Source organism: Blastococcus deserti, assembly GCF_042682525.1.
Lineage (GTDB): Bacteria > Actinomycetota > Actinomycetes > Mycobacteriales > Geodermatophilaceae > Blastococcus_B > Blastococcus_B deserti.
The window spans coordinates 200,992-218,080 of record NZ_JBHUHP010000001.1; the positions used below are offsets into that span (position 1 = coordinate 200,992).

At 73.1% G+C, this 17,089-nt stretch carries 15 protein-coding genes and 3 tRNA genes; 12 read left to right on the forward strand and 6 right to left on the reverse strand.

The features are described from left to right. Nucleotides 1-7: 7 nt before the first annotated feature. Both ACFSHS_RS01000 and ACFSHS_RS01005 read right to left on the reverse strand, forming a co-directional pair. Entirely contained in the window at nucleotides 8-1,099 is a 1,092-nt protein-coding gene (locus ACFSHS_RS01000) for a 2-oxoacid:ferredoxin oxidoreductase subunit beta (RefSeq protein ID WP_376870673.1), read from the reverse strand. Then, a complete protein-coding gene (locus tag ACFSHS_RS01005; RefSeq protein ID WP_376870676.1) occupies nucleotides 1,096-3,054 on the reverse strand; it encodes a 2-oxoacid:acceptor oxidoreductase subunit alpha in 1,959 nt (652 codons plus the stop codon). The genes ACFSHS_RS01000 and ACFSHS_RS01005 overlap by 4 nt, the downstream gene beginning before the upstream one ends. 172 nt (nucleotides 3,055-3,226) lie before the next feature. Here ACFSHS_RS01005 and htpX point away from each other — a divergent pair, with 172 nt between their 5' ends. Together htpX and ACFSHS_RS01015 are read left to right on the forward strand one after the other, a co-directional pair. Beyond that, nucleotides 3,227-4,102: a zinc metalloprotease HtpX gene (gene htpX / locus ACFSHS_RS01010; protein WP_376870678.1), complete on the forward strand. Its 876-nt coding sequence runs from the start codon at nucleotides 3,227-3,229 to the stop codon at nucleotides 4,100-4,102. Between the two features lie 43 nt (nucleotides 4,103-4,145). Next, the gene (locus ACFSHS_RS01015; protein ID WP_376870680.1) at nucleotides 4,146-5,201 is read left to right on the forward strand and encodes an MBL fold metallo-hydrolase; all 1,056 of its coding nucleotides are present in this window, start codon (nucleotides 4,146-4,148) and stop codon (nucleotides 5,199-5,201) included. 17 nt (nucleotides 5,202-5,218) lie between these two features. Here ACFSHS_RS01015 and ACFSHS_RS01020 read toward each other — a convergent pair whose 3' ends face one another. Beyond that, on the reverse strand, nucleotides 5,219-5,710 hold the full coding sequence (locus tag ACFSHS_RS01020; RefSeq protein WP_376870682.1) for a YajQ family cyclic di-GMP-binding protein: 492 nt from the start codon (nucleotides 5,708-5,710) through the stop codon (nucleotides 5,219-5,221). Nucleotides 5,711-5,801: 91 nt separating this feature from the next. Between ACFSHS_RS01020 and ACFSHS_RS01025 the strand changes: the two genes are divergently transcribed. Next, a tRNA-Tyr gene (locus ACFSHS_RS01025) sits at nucleotides 5,802-5,883 on the forward strand. Between the two features lie 51 nt (nucleotides 5,884-5,934). Here ACFSHS_RS01025 and ACFSHS_RS01030 read toward each other — a convergent pair. Further along, nucleotides 5,935-6,366 (reverse strand): pilus assembly protein TadG-related protein, encoded by a 432-nt coding sequence (locus ACFSHS_RS01030; protein ID WP_376870684.1) that lies wholly within the window; start codon nucleotides 6,364-6,366, stop codon nucleotides 5,935-5,937. 149 nt (nucleotides 6,367-6,515) lie between these two features. On the opposite strand from ACFSHS_RS01030, the gene ACFSHS_RS01035 reads away from it, so the two are divergent. The 9 genes from ACFSHS_RS01035 to ACFSHS_RS01075 all read left to right on the forward strand — a co-directional run bounded on the left by ACFSHS_RS01035 (nucleotide 6,516) and on the right by ACFSHS_RS01075 (nucleotide 14,890). After that, entirely contained in the window at nucleotides 6,516-6,800 is a 285-nt protein-coding gene (locus tag ACFSHS_RS01035; RefSeq protein ID WP_376870686.1) for a hypothetical protein, read from the forward strand. Beyond that, nucleotides 6,797-8,941, forward strand: a complete 2,145-nt coding sequence (locus tag ACFSHS_RS01040) for a serine/threonine-protein kinase (RefSeq protein WP_376870688.1) — start codon at nucleotides 6,797-6,799, stop codon at nucleotides 8,939-8,941. Before ACFSHS_RS01035 ends, ACFSHS_RS01040 begins: the two co-directional genes overlap by 4 nt. Before the next feature lie 403 nt (nucleotides 8,942-9,344). Continuing rightward, a complete protein-coding gene (locus ACFSHS_RS01045; protein WP_376870690.1) occupies nucleotides 9,345-11,951 on the forward strand; it encodes a putative bifunctional diguanylate cyclase/phosphodiesterase in 2,607 nt (868 codons plus the stop codon). Between the two features lie 159 nt (nucleotides 11,952-12,110). Next, nucleotides 12,111-12,183, forward strand: a tRNA-Thr gene (locus ACFSHS_RS01050). 53 nt (nucleotides 12,184-12,236) lie between these two features. Continuing rightward, nucleotides 12,237-12,310: transfer RNA gene (locus ACFSHS_RS01055), tRNA-Met, on the forward strand. A gap of 96 nt (nucleotides 12,311-12,406) precedes the next feature. Then, on the forward strand, nucleotides 12,407-12,571 hold the full coding sequence (rpmG, locus tag ACFSHS_RS01060; protein WP_092194908.1) for a 50S ribosomal protein L33: 165 nt from the start codon (nucleotides 12,407-12,409) through the stop codon (nucleotides 12,569-12,571). Nucleotides 12,572-12,603: 32 nt separating this feature from the next. After that, on the forward strand, nucleotides 12,604-13,050 hold the full coding sequence (locus ACFSHS_RS01065) for an FAS1-like dehydratase domain-containing protein (RefSeq protein ID WP_376870693.1): 447 nt from the start codon (nucleotides 12,604-12,606) through the stop codon (nucleotides 13,048-13,050). Next, the gene (locus ACFSHS_RS01070) at nucleotides 13,047-13,463 is read left to right on the forward strand and encodes a MaoC family dehydratase (RefSeq protein ID WP_376870696.1); all 417 of its coding nucleotides are present in this window, start codon (nucleotides 13,047-13,049) and stop codon (nucleotides 13,461-13,463) included. Before ACFSHS_RS01065 ends, ACFSHS_RS01070 begins: the two co-directional genes overlap by 4 nt. After that, the gene (locus ACFSHS_RS01075) at nucleotides 13,460-14,890 is read left to right on the forward strand and encodes a M1 family aminopeptidase (protein WP_376870698.1); all 1,431 of its coding nucleotides are present in this window, start codon (nucleotides 13,460-13,462) and stop codon (nucleotides 14,888-14,890) included. Before ACFSHS_RS01070 ends, ACFSHS_RS01075 begins: the two co-directional genes overlap by 4 nt. Before the next feature lie 104 nt (nucleotides 14,891-14,994). Here the strand turns inward: ACFSHS_RS01075 and ACFSHS_RS01080 are convergent, their stop codons facing one another. Next, the gene (locus ACFSHS_RS01080; RefSeq protein ID WP_376870700.1) at nucleotides 14,995-16,245 is read right to left on the reverse strand and encodes a pyridoxal phosphate-dependent aminotransferase; all 1,251 of its coding nucleotides are present in this window, start codon (nucleotides 16,243-16,245) and stop codon (nucleotides 14,995-14,997) included. A gap of 93 nt (nucleotides 16,246-16,338) precedes the next feature. After that, entirely contained in the window at nucleotides 16,339-16,947 is a 609-nt protein-coding gene (locus ACFSHS_RS01085) for a dihydrofolate reductase family protein (protein WP_376870703.1), read from the reverse strand. Between the last annotated feature and the right edge of the window lie 142 nt (nucleotides 16,948-17,089).

Consider the following 17,089-nt stretch of genomic DNA (forward strand, 5'->3'; position numbering starts at 1 on the left):
GCGGCCGTCAGGCGCTGACGGTCCAGGTGTCGGTGCCGGCGAGCAGCGCGTCGAGGTCGGCCGGCTGCTGGACCCGGGCGACGTCCAGCTGCTCGGCCATCATCGCGTCGTAGGTCGGCTTCCGCACCGACCGGAAGACGCCCATCGGCGTGTAGCGGAGGTCCTGGCTGGAGAGCCGGGACAGCGCGAACGCGTAGGCCGGGTTCTCCCGGTGCGCGTCGTGGACGACGATCTCCGACGCGTCGACCTGGTTGGTCTCGGCGATCCGCAGGCCGCCGAAGTCGTCGCGGACCACGCAGGAGGCGCCGTCCGGACCGAACACCAGCGGCTCGCCGTGGACGAGCGGGATGGACCACTGGGTACCGGTCGTGGGGTCCTTGAGCAGCTCGAAGGCGCCGTCGTTGAAGATGTTGCAGTTCTGGTAGATCTCCACCAGCGAGGTGCCCTGGTGCTCGGCGGCCTGCCGGAGCACCTCGGTGAGCCCCTTGCGGTCGGAGTCCATCGCGCGGCCCACGAACGTCGCGTCGGCGCCCAGCGCCAGCGACACCGGGTTGAACGGCGCGTCGATCGAGCCCATCGGCGTGGACTTGGTGACCTTGCCGACCTCGGAGGTGGGCGAGTACTGCCCCTTGGTGAGCCCGTAGATCCGGTTGTTGAACAGCAGGATCGTCATGTTCACGTTGCGGCGCAGCGCGTGGATGAGGTGGTTGCCACCGATCGAGAGCGCGTCCCCGTCACCGGTGACCACCCACACGGACAGGTCGGGGCGGGAGGCCGCGAGGCCGGTGGCGATCGCCGGGGCCCGCCCGTGGATCGAGTGCATCCCGTAGGTGTTCATGTAGTACGGGAAGCGGGAGGAGCAGCCGATCCCGGACACGATCACCATGTCCTCGCGGGCGATCCCGAGGCTGGGCAGGAAGCTCTGGACCGCGTTGAGGATGACGTAGTCACCGCACCCGGGGCACCAGCGCACCTCCTGGTCGGTCTTGAGGTCCTTGGCCTTGAGCGCGGTCTGCTTGGGCCCGTGGGCCTCCAGCGACTGCGCGATCGCGTCGGCGATGGGGCCTTCGCTGGGCATGCCCAGTTCGACGGTGGTCATTCCGCCCCTCCGGTGGGATCGGCGGCGAGCTCGGCGCCGCTCGTGGAGTCGATGACGTCCTGGATCACCGCGGCGAGCTCGGCGGCCCGGAAGGGCAGCCCGCGCACCTGCGTGTGGCTCTGGACGTCGACGAGGTACTTGGCGCGCAGCAGCAGCGCCAGCTGGCCGAGGTTCATCTCGGGGCAGACGACGCGGTCGTAGCGGCGCAGGATGTCGCCGAGGTCGGCGGGCATCGGGTTGATGTGGCGCAGGTGGATCTGGGCCACCGACCGGCCGGACCGGCGGATCCGCCGGCACGCCGCACCGATCGGTCCGTAGGTGGAGCCCCAGCCGATGACGGCGACCCGGGCGTTGCCGTCCGGGTCGTCGACCTCGGTGGGCGGCAGGTCGGCGGCGATGCCGTCGACCTTGGCCTGGCGGGTGCGGGTCATGAAGTCGTGGTTGGCCGGGTCGTAGGAGATGTTCCCCGTCCGGTCCGCCTTCTCCAGCCCGCCGATGCGGTGCTGCATGCCCGCCGTGCCGGGGATCGCCCACGGACGGGCGAGCGTCTTCGGATCGCGCAGGTAGGGGAGGAACTCGCCGTCCTCACCGTTCGGCGCCGTCGCGAAGTTCACCGCACCGCTGAGGTCGGGCAGCTCGTCGACGGCCGGGATGGCCCACGGCTCGGCGCCGTTGGCCAGGTAACCGTCGGACAGCAGGATGACCGGCGTCCGGTACGTCAGCGCCATCCGGCACGCCTCGAGCGCGGCATCGAAGCAATCGGCGGGCGACCGGGGCGCGATCACGGGGATCGGGGCCTCGCCGTTGCGGCCGAACATCGCCTGCAGCAGGTCCGACTGCTCGGTCTTGGTGGGCAGGCCGGTCGACGGGCCGCCGCGCTGGACGTCGACGATCACCAGCGGCAGCTCGGTCATCACCGCCAGGCCCATCGCCTCCGACTTCAGCGAGACCCCGGGCCCGGACGTCGTCGTCACCCCGAGGGCGCCACCGAAGGAGGCGCCGATCGCCGAGGCGATGCCGGCGATCTCGTCCTCGGCCTGGAAGGTCCGCACCTCGAACGACTTGTGCTTGGACAGCTCGTGGAGGATGTCCGACGCCGGGGTGATCGGGTAGGCGCCGAGGAACAGGGGCAGTTTCGAGCGCTGGCCGGCGGCCACGAGCCCCAGCGCGAGGGCCTGGTTGCCGGAGATGTTCCGGTACCGGCCCGGCGCCATCGGGGCCGGCTTGACCTCGTACGAGACCGCGAAGGCCTCCGTCGTGTCGCCGTAGTTGTAGCCGGCGCGGAAGGCGGCGATGTTGGCCGCGGCGATCTCGGGCTTGCGGCGGAAGGTGCGCTCGAGGAACCGGATCGTGCCCTCGGTGGGCCGGTGGTACATCCACGAGAGCAGACCGAGCGTGAACATGTTCTTGCTCCGCTCGGCCTCCTTCTTGCCCAGGCCCGAGTCCGCCAGCGCGTCGAGGGTCATGGAGGTGAGCGGCACGCTGACCAGCTGCCAGCCCTCGAGGGAGCCGTCCTCGAGCGGGTTGGTCGCGTAGCCCACCTTCGCCAGGTTGCGCGGGGTGAATTCGTCGGAGTCGACGATCAGCAGCCCGCCGCCGGGCAGGTCGGCCAGGTTGGCCTTCAGGGCGGCCGGGTTCATCGCCACGAGGACGTCGGGTGCGTCGCCCGGGGTCATGATGTCGTGGTCGGCGAAGTGCAGCTGGAAGGAGCTGACGCCGGGCAGGGTCCCCGTCGGCGCGCGGATCTCGGCCGGGAAGTTCGGCAGCGTCGACAGGTCGTTGCCGAAGCTGGCCGTCTCACTGGTGAACCGGTTGCCGGTCAGCTGCATGCCGTCACCGGAGTCGCCGGCCAGCCGGATGACGACGCGGTCCAGCTCGACGACGCTCTTCACGAGCCCGCCGGGCGCCGAGCTTGCGACCGGCGCGCCGTCGGTGGTCGGGGTGCTGACAGTCATCAGTGGTGTACCTCCACCGGCCGAGGTTACGTGCGTGTGCCCGCGGCCGGGTGTGGATCCGGACACGACGAACTCTCCTCCTCCAACCCGCCCTCACCGGTTCTCATTCCGACGAGGGACAGGTCGCGGGCCCGTGGGGAACGGCGGTTCCCGGAGTGGCGTTGGACGGGACGTGCAGCGCTGGAACAACGGACTCAAGACCGCCCTCCTCCTGGGCCTCATGGGCGGGCTCATCCTGGCTGCCGGTGCGCTCGTCGGCGGGCGATCGGGGTTGCTGGTCGCCCTCGTCGTCGCGCTCGGCGTCAACGGGTACGCGTACGTCAACTCCGACAAGCTGGCGCTGCGGGCGATGCGGGCGTTCCCCGTCACCGAGACGCAGGCGCCCCAGCTCTACGCGATGGTCCGCGAGCTGGCCACCGAGGCCCGCCAGCCGATGCCGCGGCTCTACGTCAGCCCCACGAACCAGCCGAACGCGTTCGCCACCGGCCGCAACCCCCGCAACGCGGCGGTCTGCGTGACCCAGGGCATCCTGGAACTCCTCGACCGGCGGGAGCTGCGCGGGGTGCTCGCCCACGAGCTCTCCCACGTCTACAACCGCGACATCCTGATCAGCTCGGTCGCCGGTGCGATGGCCGCCGTGATCACCTACCTGGCGCACATGGCGATGTTCGCGTCGCTCTTCGGCGGACGGTCGGACGAGCGCGACGGCGGCAACGCGCTGGGCGGCCTGCTGCTGATGCTGCTCGGGCCGATCGCCGCCGGGCTGGTGCAGATGGCGGTCAGCCGGAGCCGGGAGTTCCAGGCCGACGCCTCGGGGGCCCTCCTGTCCCAGGACCCGCTGGCCCTGGCGTCGGCCCTGCGCAAGATCGAGCGCGGGACGGCGGCCCTGCCGCTGCCGCAGGACGACCGCCTGGTCACCCAGAGCCACCTGATGATCGCCAACCCGTTCCGCGGGCAGGGCATGGCGTCGATGTTCGCCTCCCACCCGCCGATGCCCCAGCGCATCGCGCGGCTGGAGCAGCTGGCCCGGGAGCTCGGCCAGCGCTGAGCGGCCCCTCCCGCGGCTCCGGGCCGGGGACTACGGTGCTGCCATGTGCGGCGCCGGGGACGCCGGCGGAGCGGTGCGTACGGCCATACCGCGTCCCGCGACGGGGACGGCGGTCGATCCGGTCGCGCTGGAGCCGGTGGACGAGGTCGTGCTCACCACGCTCGTCGACAACGTGTTCGACGCGCTCCTCGCCGGCGGCGAGGGAGTGGTGCGCGCTCCGCTGAACTCCGGCCAGGTCCTCGCCGCGCTGTTCGAGGACGGCCGCACCTCGACCGGTCTCCGTGCGGAGCACGGTTTCTCGGCGCTGGTCACCGTGCGCCGCGGCACCTCGACCACCACGCTTCTGTTCGACACCGGGATCTCACCCGACGGCATGACCGACAACGCCGACCGTCTCGGCATCGACCTGGCCGGCGTGCAGGGCGTCGTGCTGAGCCACGGCCACTTCGACCACACAGGTGGCCTGGCCGGTCTCGCCGATCGCACCGGCCCGCGGTCGATGCCGATGACGGTCCACCCCCTGGCGTGGACCCGGCGCCGCATCGCCGCACCCGGCGGCGACGTGTTCGAGCTGCCGACGCTGAGCCGGCGCGCGCTCGAGGCCGAGGGCTTCGAGGTGGTGGAGCGGCGGCAGCCGTCCCTGCTCGTCGACCACTGCGTCCTCGTGACCGGCGAGATCGACCGGACCACCGACTACGAGCGCGGCATGCCGCCATCGCACCAGGCCTGGGACGGCACGGAGTGGCGGCACGACCCGCTCATCCTCGACGACCAGGCCCTGGTCGTGCACGTCCGGGGCCGTGGTCTGCTGGTGCTCACCGGATGCGGGCACGGCGGCGCGGTGAACATCGTGCGGCACGCGATGCGGCTGACCGGCGTGGACCGGCTGCACGCCCTCGTCGGCGGACTGCACCTGAGCGGGCCGGCGTTCGATCCCGTCATCCCGCCGACCGTGCGCGCGCTCACCGAACTGCGTCCCGACCTGCTCGTGGCGGGCCACTGCACGGGATGGCGGGCACAGCACGCGCTGGCCGCGGCGCTACCCGAGGCGTGGGTGCAGGGCAGCTCGGGGACCCGCTACACGCTGGCCGCCGCGTGAGAGGCGCGGCAGTCAGCTCAGCGGTAGTTGTCGAACTGCAGGGCGACCTCGAGGTCGGCGCCGCGCAGCAGCTGCTGCACGGCCTGCAGGTCGTCGCGCTTCTTGCCGCTGACGCGGAGCTGGTCGCCCTGGATCTGCGCCTGGACACCCTTGGGGCCCTCGTCGCGGATGAGCTTGGCGATCTTCTTGGCGACGTCGGACTCGATGCCCTGCTTGATGCGGGCGGAGATCCTGTAGGTCTTGCCGGACGACTGCGGTTCACCGGCGTCGAGCACCTTCAGGGAGATGTTCCGCCGGATCAGCTTCTCCTTGAAGACCTCGAGGGCTGCGGCGACCCGCTCCTCGGTGTCAGCCTGGAGCGTGACGCCGTCCTCACCGGCCCAGGCGATGGTGGCGTTGGTGCCCCGGAAGTCGAAGCGCTGCGAGAGTTCCTTGCTCGCCTGGTTGAGGGCGTTGTCGACCTCCTGGCGGTCCACCTTGCTCACGACGTCGAAGGAGGCGTCGGCCATGGCTCTTCCCTTCCGCTCGGCGAACTACGTCCCCGGGGGTTCGCGAGGACACCGTCCACCGTTCTTGTACGCTGCTCCGGTACCACCGCACGGCGGGTTGCCCGAGTGGCCAATGGGAGCGGACTGTAAATCCGTCGGCTTAGCCTACGAAGGTTCGAATCCTTCACCCGCCACGCCCGGTACGACGGCCCCCGACCCCTCCAGGTCGGGGGCCGTTCGCATGCTCAGGGCAGGGTCGGCGCGCGGGCGCTGGCGGTGGCGGTCCGCTCGAGCTGCTGGCCCCCGAGGAACAGCCAGCCGAACGCGATGTCGACGTACCGGGTGCAGCGGACGGTGACCTCGGCGCCGTCGGTCTCGGCCGACCACGAGTCCAGGACCGTCCCGCCGTCGGCCAGCTGGTCGGCGACGGCCGCCTGGGCGACTGCCTTGGTGAGGGGCAGCTCGCCGCCCACGCCGCGGCTGTAGACGACGGACTCGTCAGTGCGGTTGGCGGCCGCCAGGGCGGCCCCGTCGCACACCGACTGCACCTCCTGCTGCTCGAGGAAGGCGTCGGAGGCGGCGATCGCGCCGAACGCCATCAGCGCCGCGACCGTCCAGCAGACCAGCACGAACGGAAGGCTGGACCCCCGCTCGCCGTCGTCGCCGCCGCACCGCACGCCGGGAGCGTAGAAGCCCGGTCCTCGTCCACCGCCTGTGGACACCGCCTGTGGACACTGTGGACACCCGATCGGGTGGCGGCCTCCGCCACCGGCGGGCCTGTGGACGACGGGACCGCGAGATCCCCGGATGCGGCCAGACTGCCGCCATGTCCATCGAGATGCCCGCCGCCGAGGTGCACGACCTGGCCGGCACGTTGCGCGGCGCCGCCGGGAAGGCCGAGGAGATCGGCGCCCGGCTCGACCGGGCCGGGAACGTGGGGGATGCCCTCCAGCCGGCGGTCGAGGGCTTCCTCGAGGGCCAGCGGACGGCCGGTCGCGCGCTGTCCGGGGAGCTCGCCTGGCTGGGTGCCACCGTCGCGGCGGTCGCCGACTCGTGGCTCGCGCTGGATCGGGGGCTGCTGGCCTCCCGCGGCCGGATCGGTGCCCGGTGACCGCGTTCCTGCCCGAGCCGGTGCCCCTGGAGATGCCGCCCGGCGACCCGGCTGCCGTCGACGAGGTCGAGAGTGACGTCGGGGGAGCGGCGTTCTGGTTCGACGTGCTCGCCGACGAGCTGTCCGCTCCCGCCGCGTCGGCCCCGGGCTGGCTGGGGGACGACGCCGGGGCGGCCGCGGGTCAGGTGGTGCGCATCGCGGCGATCGTGGGGGAGTGCGCGACTGCGGCCCGCACCGCCAGCCGGCGGCTCAGCGCCCACGGCGACCTGCTGCGCGAGACCCGCCGCGGGGTGGCCGCGCTCCGGGTGGAGCAGGAGGAGGACCGGCGGGCGGCCTGGGGGCGGCTGCACGCCCTCGGCGACCTGGCGACGGCGATGCGGACCGGCGCTCCCGAGGCCGTCTCGGTCGTGGAGGACTTCGCGGCCGCCGAGGCGGCGCGGCGCCGGCGGCACGGGGCGCTGCTCGAGGAGCTGGCCGACGACGCCGCGGCCACCGCCCGCGTGCTGGCCGACGCCGCCGGTCCGGTCGGAGGCACCGGCCGGCCGGGTGACACCGGCCGCGTGCTGGCCCACCTGGCGGCCGAGCTGCCGGGCTGGGGCACGCCGGAGATGGCCCGGCGAGGGCGCGCGCTGGCCGACGCGCTGGTGGGCACTCCGCTGCGGCCCGAGGAGCGGGAGGAGCTCGCCGCCGAGGCCGCCGCCTACGCGGGGGACGCTCACTTCGCCACCGCGCTGCTCCGTGAGCTGGGGGAGACGGGCGTTGCCCTCCTCCTCGCACTGCTCGGGCAGGATCCTGACGGCCCCGACAACCCGATCGCCGGGCTCCTGGCGTCGGCGCTCGGGGCGGCGGTGCCCCGGGAGGGCCGGCGCGACGCGGTCTCGGCCGTCCTCGATGCCACCTACGTGCGCGCCGACGACCGGCTCGGTGCCCATGACACCGCGGCGGGGATGGCCGCCGTGCTCGTCGCGGGGGCGGGCTCCCACGGGCCGCGCATGGCCACCGTGGTCGAGTGGGCGCGGCAGCTCCTCGTCCGGGAGCACGTCCAGAAGCAGCCGACCGGGATGACCGTCGCCGCCTGGGGCCGCCCCGGTGAGGGCGGCGATCCGGTGGCGGTCGCCGTCGGCACCCTGGCGCGGGGCGGTGATCCGGAGGCGGCCGCTGCGCTGCTGGCCGACCGCGAGGTCTGGGATGCGCTGCTCCTGCGCTCCTGGGGTGACGATGGAGGGCCGCTCGGTGACCTGGTGGCGGAGGCGGGACGCGACGACGGGCCGGCGGGTGACCGGGCGGTGCGCCTCGGCCTGGAGAGCATCGGGGCGGGCCTGGCCGAGGGCGATCCCTCCGGATGGACGGTCGACCGGGACACCGTGGCGGCGGTGTCACCTGCTCTCGGTCAGGCGGCGGCCGCCCACGTGCAGGTGATCACCGGCGCTCTCACCTCGGTGGGGGCCGGAGGCGGCGGCGACCGGACCGTCGACCAGCTGAGGGGGCTCGGCTACCTGACCGTGGACCGCGGGGCGGCGGCCGTCGTGGAGACGGCGCTGCGGGACTGGAGCCTGGCCCGGCCCCTGGACCTGGCCGGCACCTCCCCGGACACGCCGCATGCGGCGGTCTCCGTCCCGAGCGCGTACCACGCGGTCCAGGACTACGGGCAGCGGCTGACCTACGCCCTGGACGGGTTCGAGCTCGAGGAGGAGGCGGAGGACAAGGAGGCGCTCTGGAACTGGACGGCGGGTCTGGCGCTCGAGCTGCTCTCCTACGCCCCTGTCGCACCTCTGGCCGTCGCGGCGGACGTCGTCGGCGCGTACGGCCCCATCCTGCTCGACGTGGACGGCACGTTCGACCAGGAGGCGGACCGCGGGCTGCGGTTCGACGCCGCGGGCGCGGCGAGGGATGCGCTGGCGATGTTGCCCCCGGACCGGGCCGCCCAGGCGCACGCCGTCGAGGCCCAGGCCGAGGCCGCGTTCGGACGCACCGCCCATGCCCTCGGGTCCCCGGCGGCCCCCCGGTCGCCCGAGGAGGACTGGGCCGGCGCCACGCGCGACCTGATCACGGGCGGGCTCGCCGACAAGGCGACGGAGGAGGTCATCGGGAACGCCGAGCGCCGTCGTCCCTTCGGCGGACTGCTGCCCGGCAGGCGATGACGCCGTGATTCACCCGATCGGTGACTGCTCGCCAATGTCTAGTGACTCACAGTGACGACGCGAGGTTTTGTCACCCGTTCGTGATCTTCGATGCTTGTCCAGTCGGGTGACGGGAAGCAATGTCTCCAGCGCGGTCCGTACTGAGACGCTCTGTCCCCGCGCGTAGGTGGCTGCCGCAGACAGCGGTCATTCATGCCTAGGAGGCGTCGTGGGAAACAACGTTCAGTCTGGTTCGACCTCGGTTCGCGGTGCCAAGTGGAGCCGCGGTGCCAAGTGGAGCCGTGGTGCCAAGTGGAGCTTCGTCCAGGCGGGCTGAACCGCCCGTCGTCGCAGCACCCGTAGGCGGCCGGTCCCGGACCGGCCGCCCGGGGGGCCGACACCCCGGTCTCACCCCTCCGAGTCGATGACGCTTGTCCCGGCCCGGCCCGCTGTTAGCCTCGGCGCGCCCTACTTCCCGGCGGAGATGCAGGTACGCGTGGCCGAGCAGAACGACCGCATGCCTACCCGGCCACTGCGGCTCAGCCCGTGGACCGTTGCCTGGATGGGGCTGGCCGTCGCCGTGCCCGTGTCCCTCTGGGTCCTGGTCCCGCGGGCCGAGACCGTCGACCCGCTCCACCTCGTCGCCGTCTTCGTCGGCCTGGTGGTCGCGGAGTCCCTCAACGTCGACTTCGAGTTCCGCAAGCAGGGCTTCTCGTGGTCCCCGAGCGAGCTGGCCTTCGTGATGGCACTGGCGTCCGTCGGGGGTGCCTGGACCGCGCTGGCCTGGGCGGTCGCCGTCGGGCTCGTCTCCCTGGCGCAGGGCTATCCACCGCCGAAGGCCGTCTTCAACGTCACCGTGGTGGTCCTGGAGGCGTCCGCCGCGGTCGCCGTCCTCGGGGTGCTGCCGGCGGGCGACGTCTCCGACCCCGGCGCCTGGGTCCCCTATCTCGCGGCCGTTCTGACCGGCAGCGTCCTCGGGGTTGCCCTCATCGCCGCCGCCATCACGGCGACGCAGGGCTACCCGGGCCGCACGCTGTGGGCGTCGATACTCATCCCGGTCCTCCTGGTCGGCCCGCTCTCCGTGGTCGTCGGCCTGGCGGTGCTGGTGCTGGTCGACGCGACCCCGTGGGCCTGGCTCCTGATCGGGCCGCTCGTCGTCGCCCTAGCTCTGCTCTACCGCCGCTTCGCCGCGGTCACCCGCGAAGGCCGGACCGTCGAGCGGGTCTACGACTTCGCGCGTCGCGTGGAGCAGGTGTCGCCCGACGAGGACGGCACGCGGCAGATCGTGCAGGCCGTCCGTGAGCTGCTCAACGCCGACCGCGTCGCCCTGTGGCTGCCCCCCTACCTCGACGAGGAGCCCCGGCTGGTCGTGGTCGCCGAGAACGGCGCGGTCTGGTACGACGGCCCGGGCGACCCGGACGACGTCCTCCGTCGGCGTGCCGTGGCCTCGGCCGACGGGCCCGTCCACGTGTCCCTCGGCCGCGCCGATGGCGAGGAGGCGGCGGCCCTGAACCGACGGGGGGTCTCTGACCTGCTCGGCGCCGCGGTCATGACCGCCGCCGGGGAGCCCGGTTACCTGGAGGTCTGCGACCGGCGCAGCGACATCATCTCCTTCGGTGACAGGGACCGGGTCGCACTCGACTCCATGCTCACCCACGTCAACGCGGCGATCCGGCACCAGCAGCTCCTGACCCAGATCCGCTACGACGCCGACCACGACCGGCTCACCGGGCTCCCCAACCGCCAGCGTCTGGCCGCCGAGATCGACCAGCTGTTGTCGGTCGACCCGGCCACCGCGCGGGCCGGGCTGATCCTCGCGGCGCTGGGCAACTACACCGAGGTCACCGACACGCTGGGGCACGCGGCGAGCGACGAGCTCCTGCTGGTCACCGCCGGCCTGCTGCGGGAGCACGCCCCGCCGCAGGCCGTGGTGGCGCGGATGGAGGGCGAGCAGTTCGCCGTGCTGCTCCCGGGCCTGTCGCTGCAGGCGACGGAACGGGCCGCCCGGCGGCTGCGCGAGGCCGCCTCGACCCGTGCGCGCGTCGCCGGCCTGGACCTGGAGGTCACGCTCACCATCGGGGTCGCCGCGGCACCGGTGCACGGCACGGACTCCGGGATGCTCATGCAGCGGGCCGACGTCGCCCTCCTGGCGGCAGCCGACTCCGGCGGCGTGGCCAGCTACCACCCGGTGCTCGACCAGCAGAGCCTGCGCCGCCTCCAGCTGGGCACCGAGCTGGAGCAGGCCATGGCCGACGGGCAGATCGGCGTGGTCTTCCAGCCGATCATCGACGCCCAGACCTCCGACATCGTCTCGGTCGAGACCCTCGTGCGCTGGGCGCACCCGCGCTACGGGGCGATCCCGCCCGACGACTTCATCCACCTCGCCGAGCAGATCGGCCGCATCGGCGCGGTCACCGACCACGTCCTCGACCTCGCGCTGGCCCGCTGCCGGCGCTGGCTGGACCAGGACATCGCGCTGTCGGTGGCGGTGAACCTCTCGGCCCACTGCCTCACCGAGCCGGACCTGGTCGCCCGCGTGCGGCGCGCGCTGCAGCGCCACGGGGTGCCGGGCGAACTGCTCACCCTCGAGCTGACCGAGGGCAGCGTCGTCGACGACTCGGTCCGCGACAGCACGGTGCTGGCCGACCTGCACGCCCTCGGCCTGCGCCTGTCGATGGACGACTTCGGCACGGGGTACTCGTCGCTGTCCCAGCTGCGCCAGCTGCCCATCGACGAGGTCAAGATCGACAAGTCCTTCGTCCTGGGCATGTCGACGAGCCAGGGGGAGTCCTTCATCGCCCGCTCGATCATCGAGCTGGCGCACAACCTGGGGCTGCGCGTGGTCGCCGAGGGCGTCGAGGACGAGCTCACCCGCAACCTCCTGGCCGACATGGGCTGCGACAAGCTCCAGGGCTTCCTGGTCAGCCGCCCGCTGCCCGACGACCGGCTGGAGAGCTGGCTGCTGGCGCGCACGGGGGTCCGGTCGGCCGCGCCGGGAGCGGCGCACCGCCGCTTCTTCGTGCGGACCTGACGAAGGGCCCCGCGGAAGGACCCCGCGCCCGCCCACCACTCGCGAGCTCGCGGCGGGGCCCTGACGCGAGGCCGTTCCAGCCCGTCGCGCGCCTCGCTCCGGGCCCCTGCAGGGGGGCCGAAGGGCGTCAGGTACAGTTCTCGTCGACTCTTCGAGCACGCCCCTTTAGCTCAGTCGGCAGAGCGTCTCCATGGTAAGGAGAAGGTCTACGGTTCGATTCCGTAAAGGGGCTCGTACAACATGACCCACCGGTCCTGTCGCCAGACCGGGCCGCGACGGTCACCCGGCGGTGTAGCTCAGCCTGGTAGAGCAAGCGGCTCATAATCGCTGTGTCACCGGTTCAAGTCCGGTCACCGCTACTCCCGACGGACCCCGGCCTCCCGGGGTCCGTCCGCACGTCAGCAGCATCGCGCCGGCACCGGCCGGCGTGCCCGACAAGGCTAGGAGCACTCCCCGTGGCAGCCACCGACATCCGTCCGAAGATCACCCTGGCCTGCCAGGAGTGCAAGAACCGCAACTACATCACCCGCAAGAACCGGCGGAACGACCCCGACCGGCTCGAGCTGATGAAGTACTGCCCGCGGGAGCGCAAGCACACGCTGCACCGCGAGACCCGCTGACGCGGGTCCGCAGCAGAGCCGAGGGCGGGGGCATGGCGCTGGACCGGGAGCTGGTCGGGCGCAGCTACCCGCCCTCTGCCGTCTACGAGGTCGGCCGGACGAAGATCGCCGAGTTCGCCACCGCGATCGGTGCGGACGACCCGGTGCACCGCGACGTGGCCGCCGCCCGTGCGGCCGGTCATCCCGACGTCATCGCCCCGCCCACGTTCGCCATCGTGGTCAGCCTCGAGGCCGCCTTCGTGGTGCTCGGTGATCCCGACGTCGGGCTCGACTACAGCCGCGTCGTGCACGGCGAGCAGAAGTTCGCCCACCACCGTCCGATCCGCGCCGGTGACCGGCTGGTCGCCACGACGACCATCGACGCCGTCCGCAGCGTCGCCGGCAACGACCTGCTGACCACGCGTGTCGACCTGGCGACCGAGGACGGCGAGCCCGTCTGCACCGCGACGTCGATGCTTGTCGCCCGGGGCACCGCATGAGCGCGCCGGCGCCCGAGGTGGGCACCGAGCTGCCCGAGCTCGTCGTCCGCGTCACCCGCGCCGACCTGGTCCGGTACGCCGGGGCCTCCGGCGACTTCAACCCGATCCACTGGAGCGACCGCGTCGCGACGTCGGTCGGGCTGCCCGGTGTGATCGCCCACGGGATGTTCACCATGGGCATCGCCGCCCGCGCGGTCACCGGCTGGACCGGCGATCCCGCTGCCCTCGTGGAGTACCACGTGCGGTTCGGCCGTCCGGTCGTCGTCCCCGACGACGACGAGGGCGCCGAGGTCACGGTGCGTGGCAAGGTCGGTGCGCTGCTGGACGACGGCCGCGTCCGGCTGGACCTCACGGTCACCAGCGCGGGCGAGAAGGTCCTCTCGCTCGCCCGTGCGGTCGTCCGCCTGGCATGACCGGGCAGCGGGCGGTCGCCGCGGCCGCCGCGCTGCTGCTGCTGCCCGGGTGCACGTCCTTCGCCGACACGGTGCCCCAGCGGCAGGCGAGCGCCGACTCCCCGGCCGCGGAAGCGCCCGAGGACGAGGGCTGCCCCGCCGAACGGGCGGAGCCCGACCCCGACCGGCCCGAGGTGCGCCTGGACTTCCGGCTGGCCGACGACCGGCGCAGCGTCACCGGGACCGAGACCGTCGTGTTCACCCCCGACCTCGACGTCCGCGAACTGGTCTTCCGCCTCGTGCCGAACGGCCCGGACTCGGCGCCGGCCGGCAACCGCCTGGCCGTCGACGGGGTGCGCGGGCACGACGTCGCCGGCGGAGGGTACGAGACCGCGGGCGCCGCGGACCCCGGCGGCCTGTACGTCGTCGACCTGCGGGACGAGCTGGCGGCGGGGGAGTCCACCGAGGTGGAATTGGACTTCACCCTCACGCTGGGAACCGAGGCCTTCGACCGATTCGGCGTCGACGGCGACGTCTCCTGGTGGGCCAGCGGCGCGCCGCTGTTGGCCTGGGAGCCGGGCGTCGGCTGGGCGCGGGACCCTTTCGTGGACCTCGGCGGCGAGACCGCGACGAGCCCCGCCGCCGACACCGTCGTCACCGTCTCCGCGCCGGAGGACCTCACCGTGCTCATGACCGGCGCCCGGTCGGAGCCCTCCGCCCCCCGCGACGGCCGCCGGACGTGGACGGCGGAGGAGCCGGTCGCCCGCGACGTGGCGGTGGCCGCCGGACCGTTCACCACCAGGGAGGTCACGACCCCCGGCGGAGTGCGGGTCACCACCGGGGTGCTGCCCGGTGCGAACGTGCCCGGCGACCAGCTCAGCGTCTGGACGACGACCGCGATCGCCGACCTGGAGACGTTGCTCGGGCCCTTCCCCTACCGCACGCTGACCGTCGCGCTGCTCCCCGACCACGGCGGCGGCATCGAGTACCCGAGCATGATCCTCGAGGCCACGCCCAGTCGTGAGGTCCTGGTGCACGAGGTCGCCCACCAGTGGTTCTACGGCATGGTCGGCAACTCCCAGTTCCGCGACCCCTGGCTGGACGAGGCGTTCGCGTCGTGGGCCGAGGCCGTCGTCGACCCGGGGTCCGGGCTGGTGTCCGAGGAGGCGCTGACCCTGCCCGGACCGGTCGGGGCGACCATGGCGGAGTACGCGAGCGACGGCAGGTACTTCCGGCTCGTCTACGACAAGGGCGGCGCCGCCCTGCTCGCCGCTCAGCGTGCCGTGGGAGAGGAGGCCTTCGCGGCCGCCGTCCGCTGCTACGTCGACGCGACGGCGTGGACCATCGCCACGCCGTCCGACGTCTACCGGGCCCTCGACGACCTGCCCGCGGCGCTGGACGTGCTCGTCGACGCCGAGGCCCTGGGGAAGGACGACATCCCCCGCTGAGGCCCCCGGAAGGACCCCGTCCTCCTCACCGCTCGCACGCTCGCGGTGAGCCTCCGGACGGGGCCATCGACCGTCGTGAGCCCAGGGCGGGACCCGAGAGGGGGCTATCCGGCCGAGCCCAGCAGCCGCTGCATGCGCGAGACGCCCTCGACCAGGTCGTCGTCGCCGAGGGCGTAGGACATCCGGAGGTAACCGGGGGTGCCGAACGCCTCGCCCGGGACGACGGCGACCTCGGCCTCCTCCAGGATCAGCTCGGCGAGCTCGACGCTCGTCTCCGCCGTCCGCCCGGCGATCGGCCGCCCGAGCAGCCCCTTCACGGACGGGTAGACGTAGAAGGCACCCTGCGGCTCGGGACACGCGACGCCGGGGATCTGCCGGAGCATCGCGACGATGGTCCTCCGGCGCCGGTCGAAGGCCTGCCGCATGGCCTCGGCCGCCGAGAGGTCGCCGCTGAGTGCGGCGACCGCGGCGGCCTGCGACACGTTGGCCACGTTCGACGTGGCGTGCGACTGCAGATTGGTCGCGGCCTTCACCACGTCGGTGGGACCCACCATCCAGCCCACCCGCCAGCCGGTCATCGCGTAGGTCTTGGCCACGCCGTTGACGACGACGCAGCGATCCACGAGCTCGGGAACCAGCACCGGCATCGACGGCGCGGTGGCCCCGCCGTAGACGAGGTGCTCGTAGATCTCGTCGGTGAGCACCCACAGCCCGTGCTCCACCGCCCAGCGACCGATCTCCTCGACCTGTTCGGCCGGGTACACCGCCCCGGTGGGGTTGGACGGGGAGCAGAACAGCAGGACCTTGGTGCGGGACGTCCGGGCGGCCTCGAGCTGCGCGGCCGACACCAGGTAGCCGCTCTGCTCGTCGGCCACCACGGGCACGGGCACCCCACCGGCCAGCCGGATCGCCTCGGGATAGGTCGTCCAGTACGGCGCGGGGAGGAGGACCTCGTCGCCGGGGTCGAGCAGCGTGGCGAACGCCTCGTAGACCGCCTGCTTCCCGCCGTTGGTGACGAGGACGTTGGCCGGGGTCGCCTGCAGGCCGGAGTCGCGCGCGGTCTTGGCGACGATCGCCTCTTTCAGCGCCGGGAGGCCTCCGGCCGGGGTGTAGCGGTGCATGGCCGGCTGGTGGCAGGCGGCGATCGCCGCCTCGACGATGTAGTCCGGGGTCGGGAAGTCCGGTTCCCCGGCGCCGAAGCCGATGACCGGCTTGCCCGCAGCCTTGAGCGCCTTCGCCTTCGCGTCCACCGCGAGCGTCGCCGACTCGCTGATCGCGGCGATGCGGCGGGAGATGCGGGCCCCGCCCGTGGGGACGGCGGACGGGGTGGCGGACTCCGAGGAGACAGCGGTCATGGCCCCATCGTGTCAAAGACCGAGCGTCCGCATCGACTGAACGCCGGAGCCCCGACGCGGGAGCCTCGATGCCGGAGCCCCGATGCCGGAGCCTCAACGCCGGAGCCGGACGTGGGCCACCGACGCCGAGGGGGCGAACTCCACGCACCGCCAGTCGTCCGGTGCCGCGCCCAGGTCCCCGAACAGGCGTTCCCCGGACCCCAGGAGCACGGGGACGACCGCCACGTGGAGCTCGTCGAGCAGCCCGGCCGCCAGGTACTGCCGCACGGTCGACACACCGCCGCCGAGCCGGACGTGCGCACCGCCGGCCGCCGCACGGGCCTGCTCGAGCGCCGCCTCGATGCCCCCGGTGACGAAGTGGAACGTGGTGCCGCCCGCCATGGCCACGGGGTCGCGCGCGTGGTGGGTGAGCACGAAGACGTCGTGGTGGAAGGGCGGGTCCTCGCCCCACCACCCCCGCCAGTCCGACACCCCCCAGTCGCCGCGGACGGGCCCGAACATGTTCCGCCCCATGACCGTGGCCCCCACGCCTTCCTCGCCGCGCGCCCGGAAGCGCCGGTCGACGTCGGTGGCCGCCTCGTCGAAGATCCACTCGTGCAACCGCTCGCCGCCGGCCCCCAGCGGCTGCTGCCCGCTCTGGTCCGGACCCGCCCCGTACCCGTCGAGTGAGATCGAGAAATTGTGCACCCTGAGTTCGCCCATGCCAGGAGGACCGCGGGCCGGCCGCCAAGTCATCGGAGAGCGGCCGGGTCGGAGGACGTTGGCTGTCGGGCGGTGCGGTCCCGTACACTGGCCGTCCTGGGGCAGCTGACCCCGCCACCGGCGTGCCCCGGAACCTCCCCGA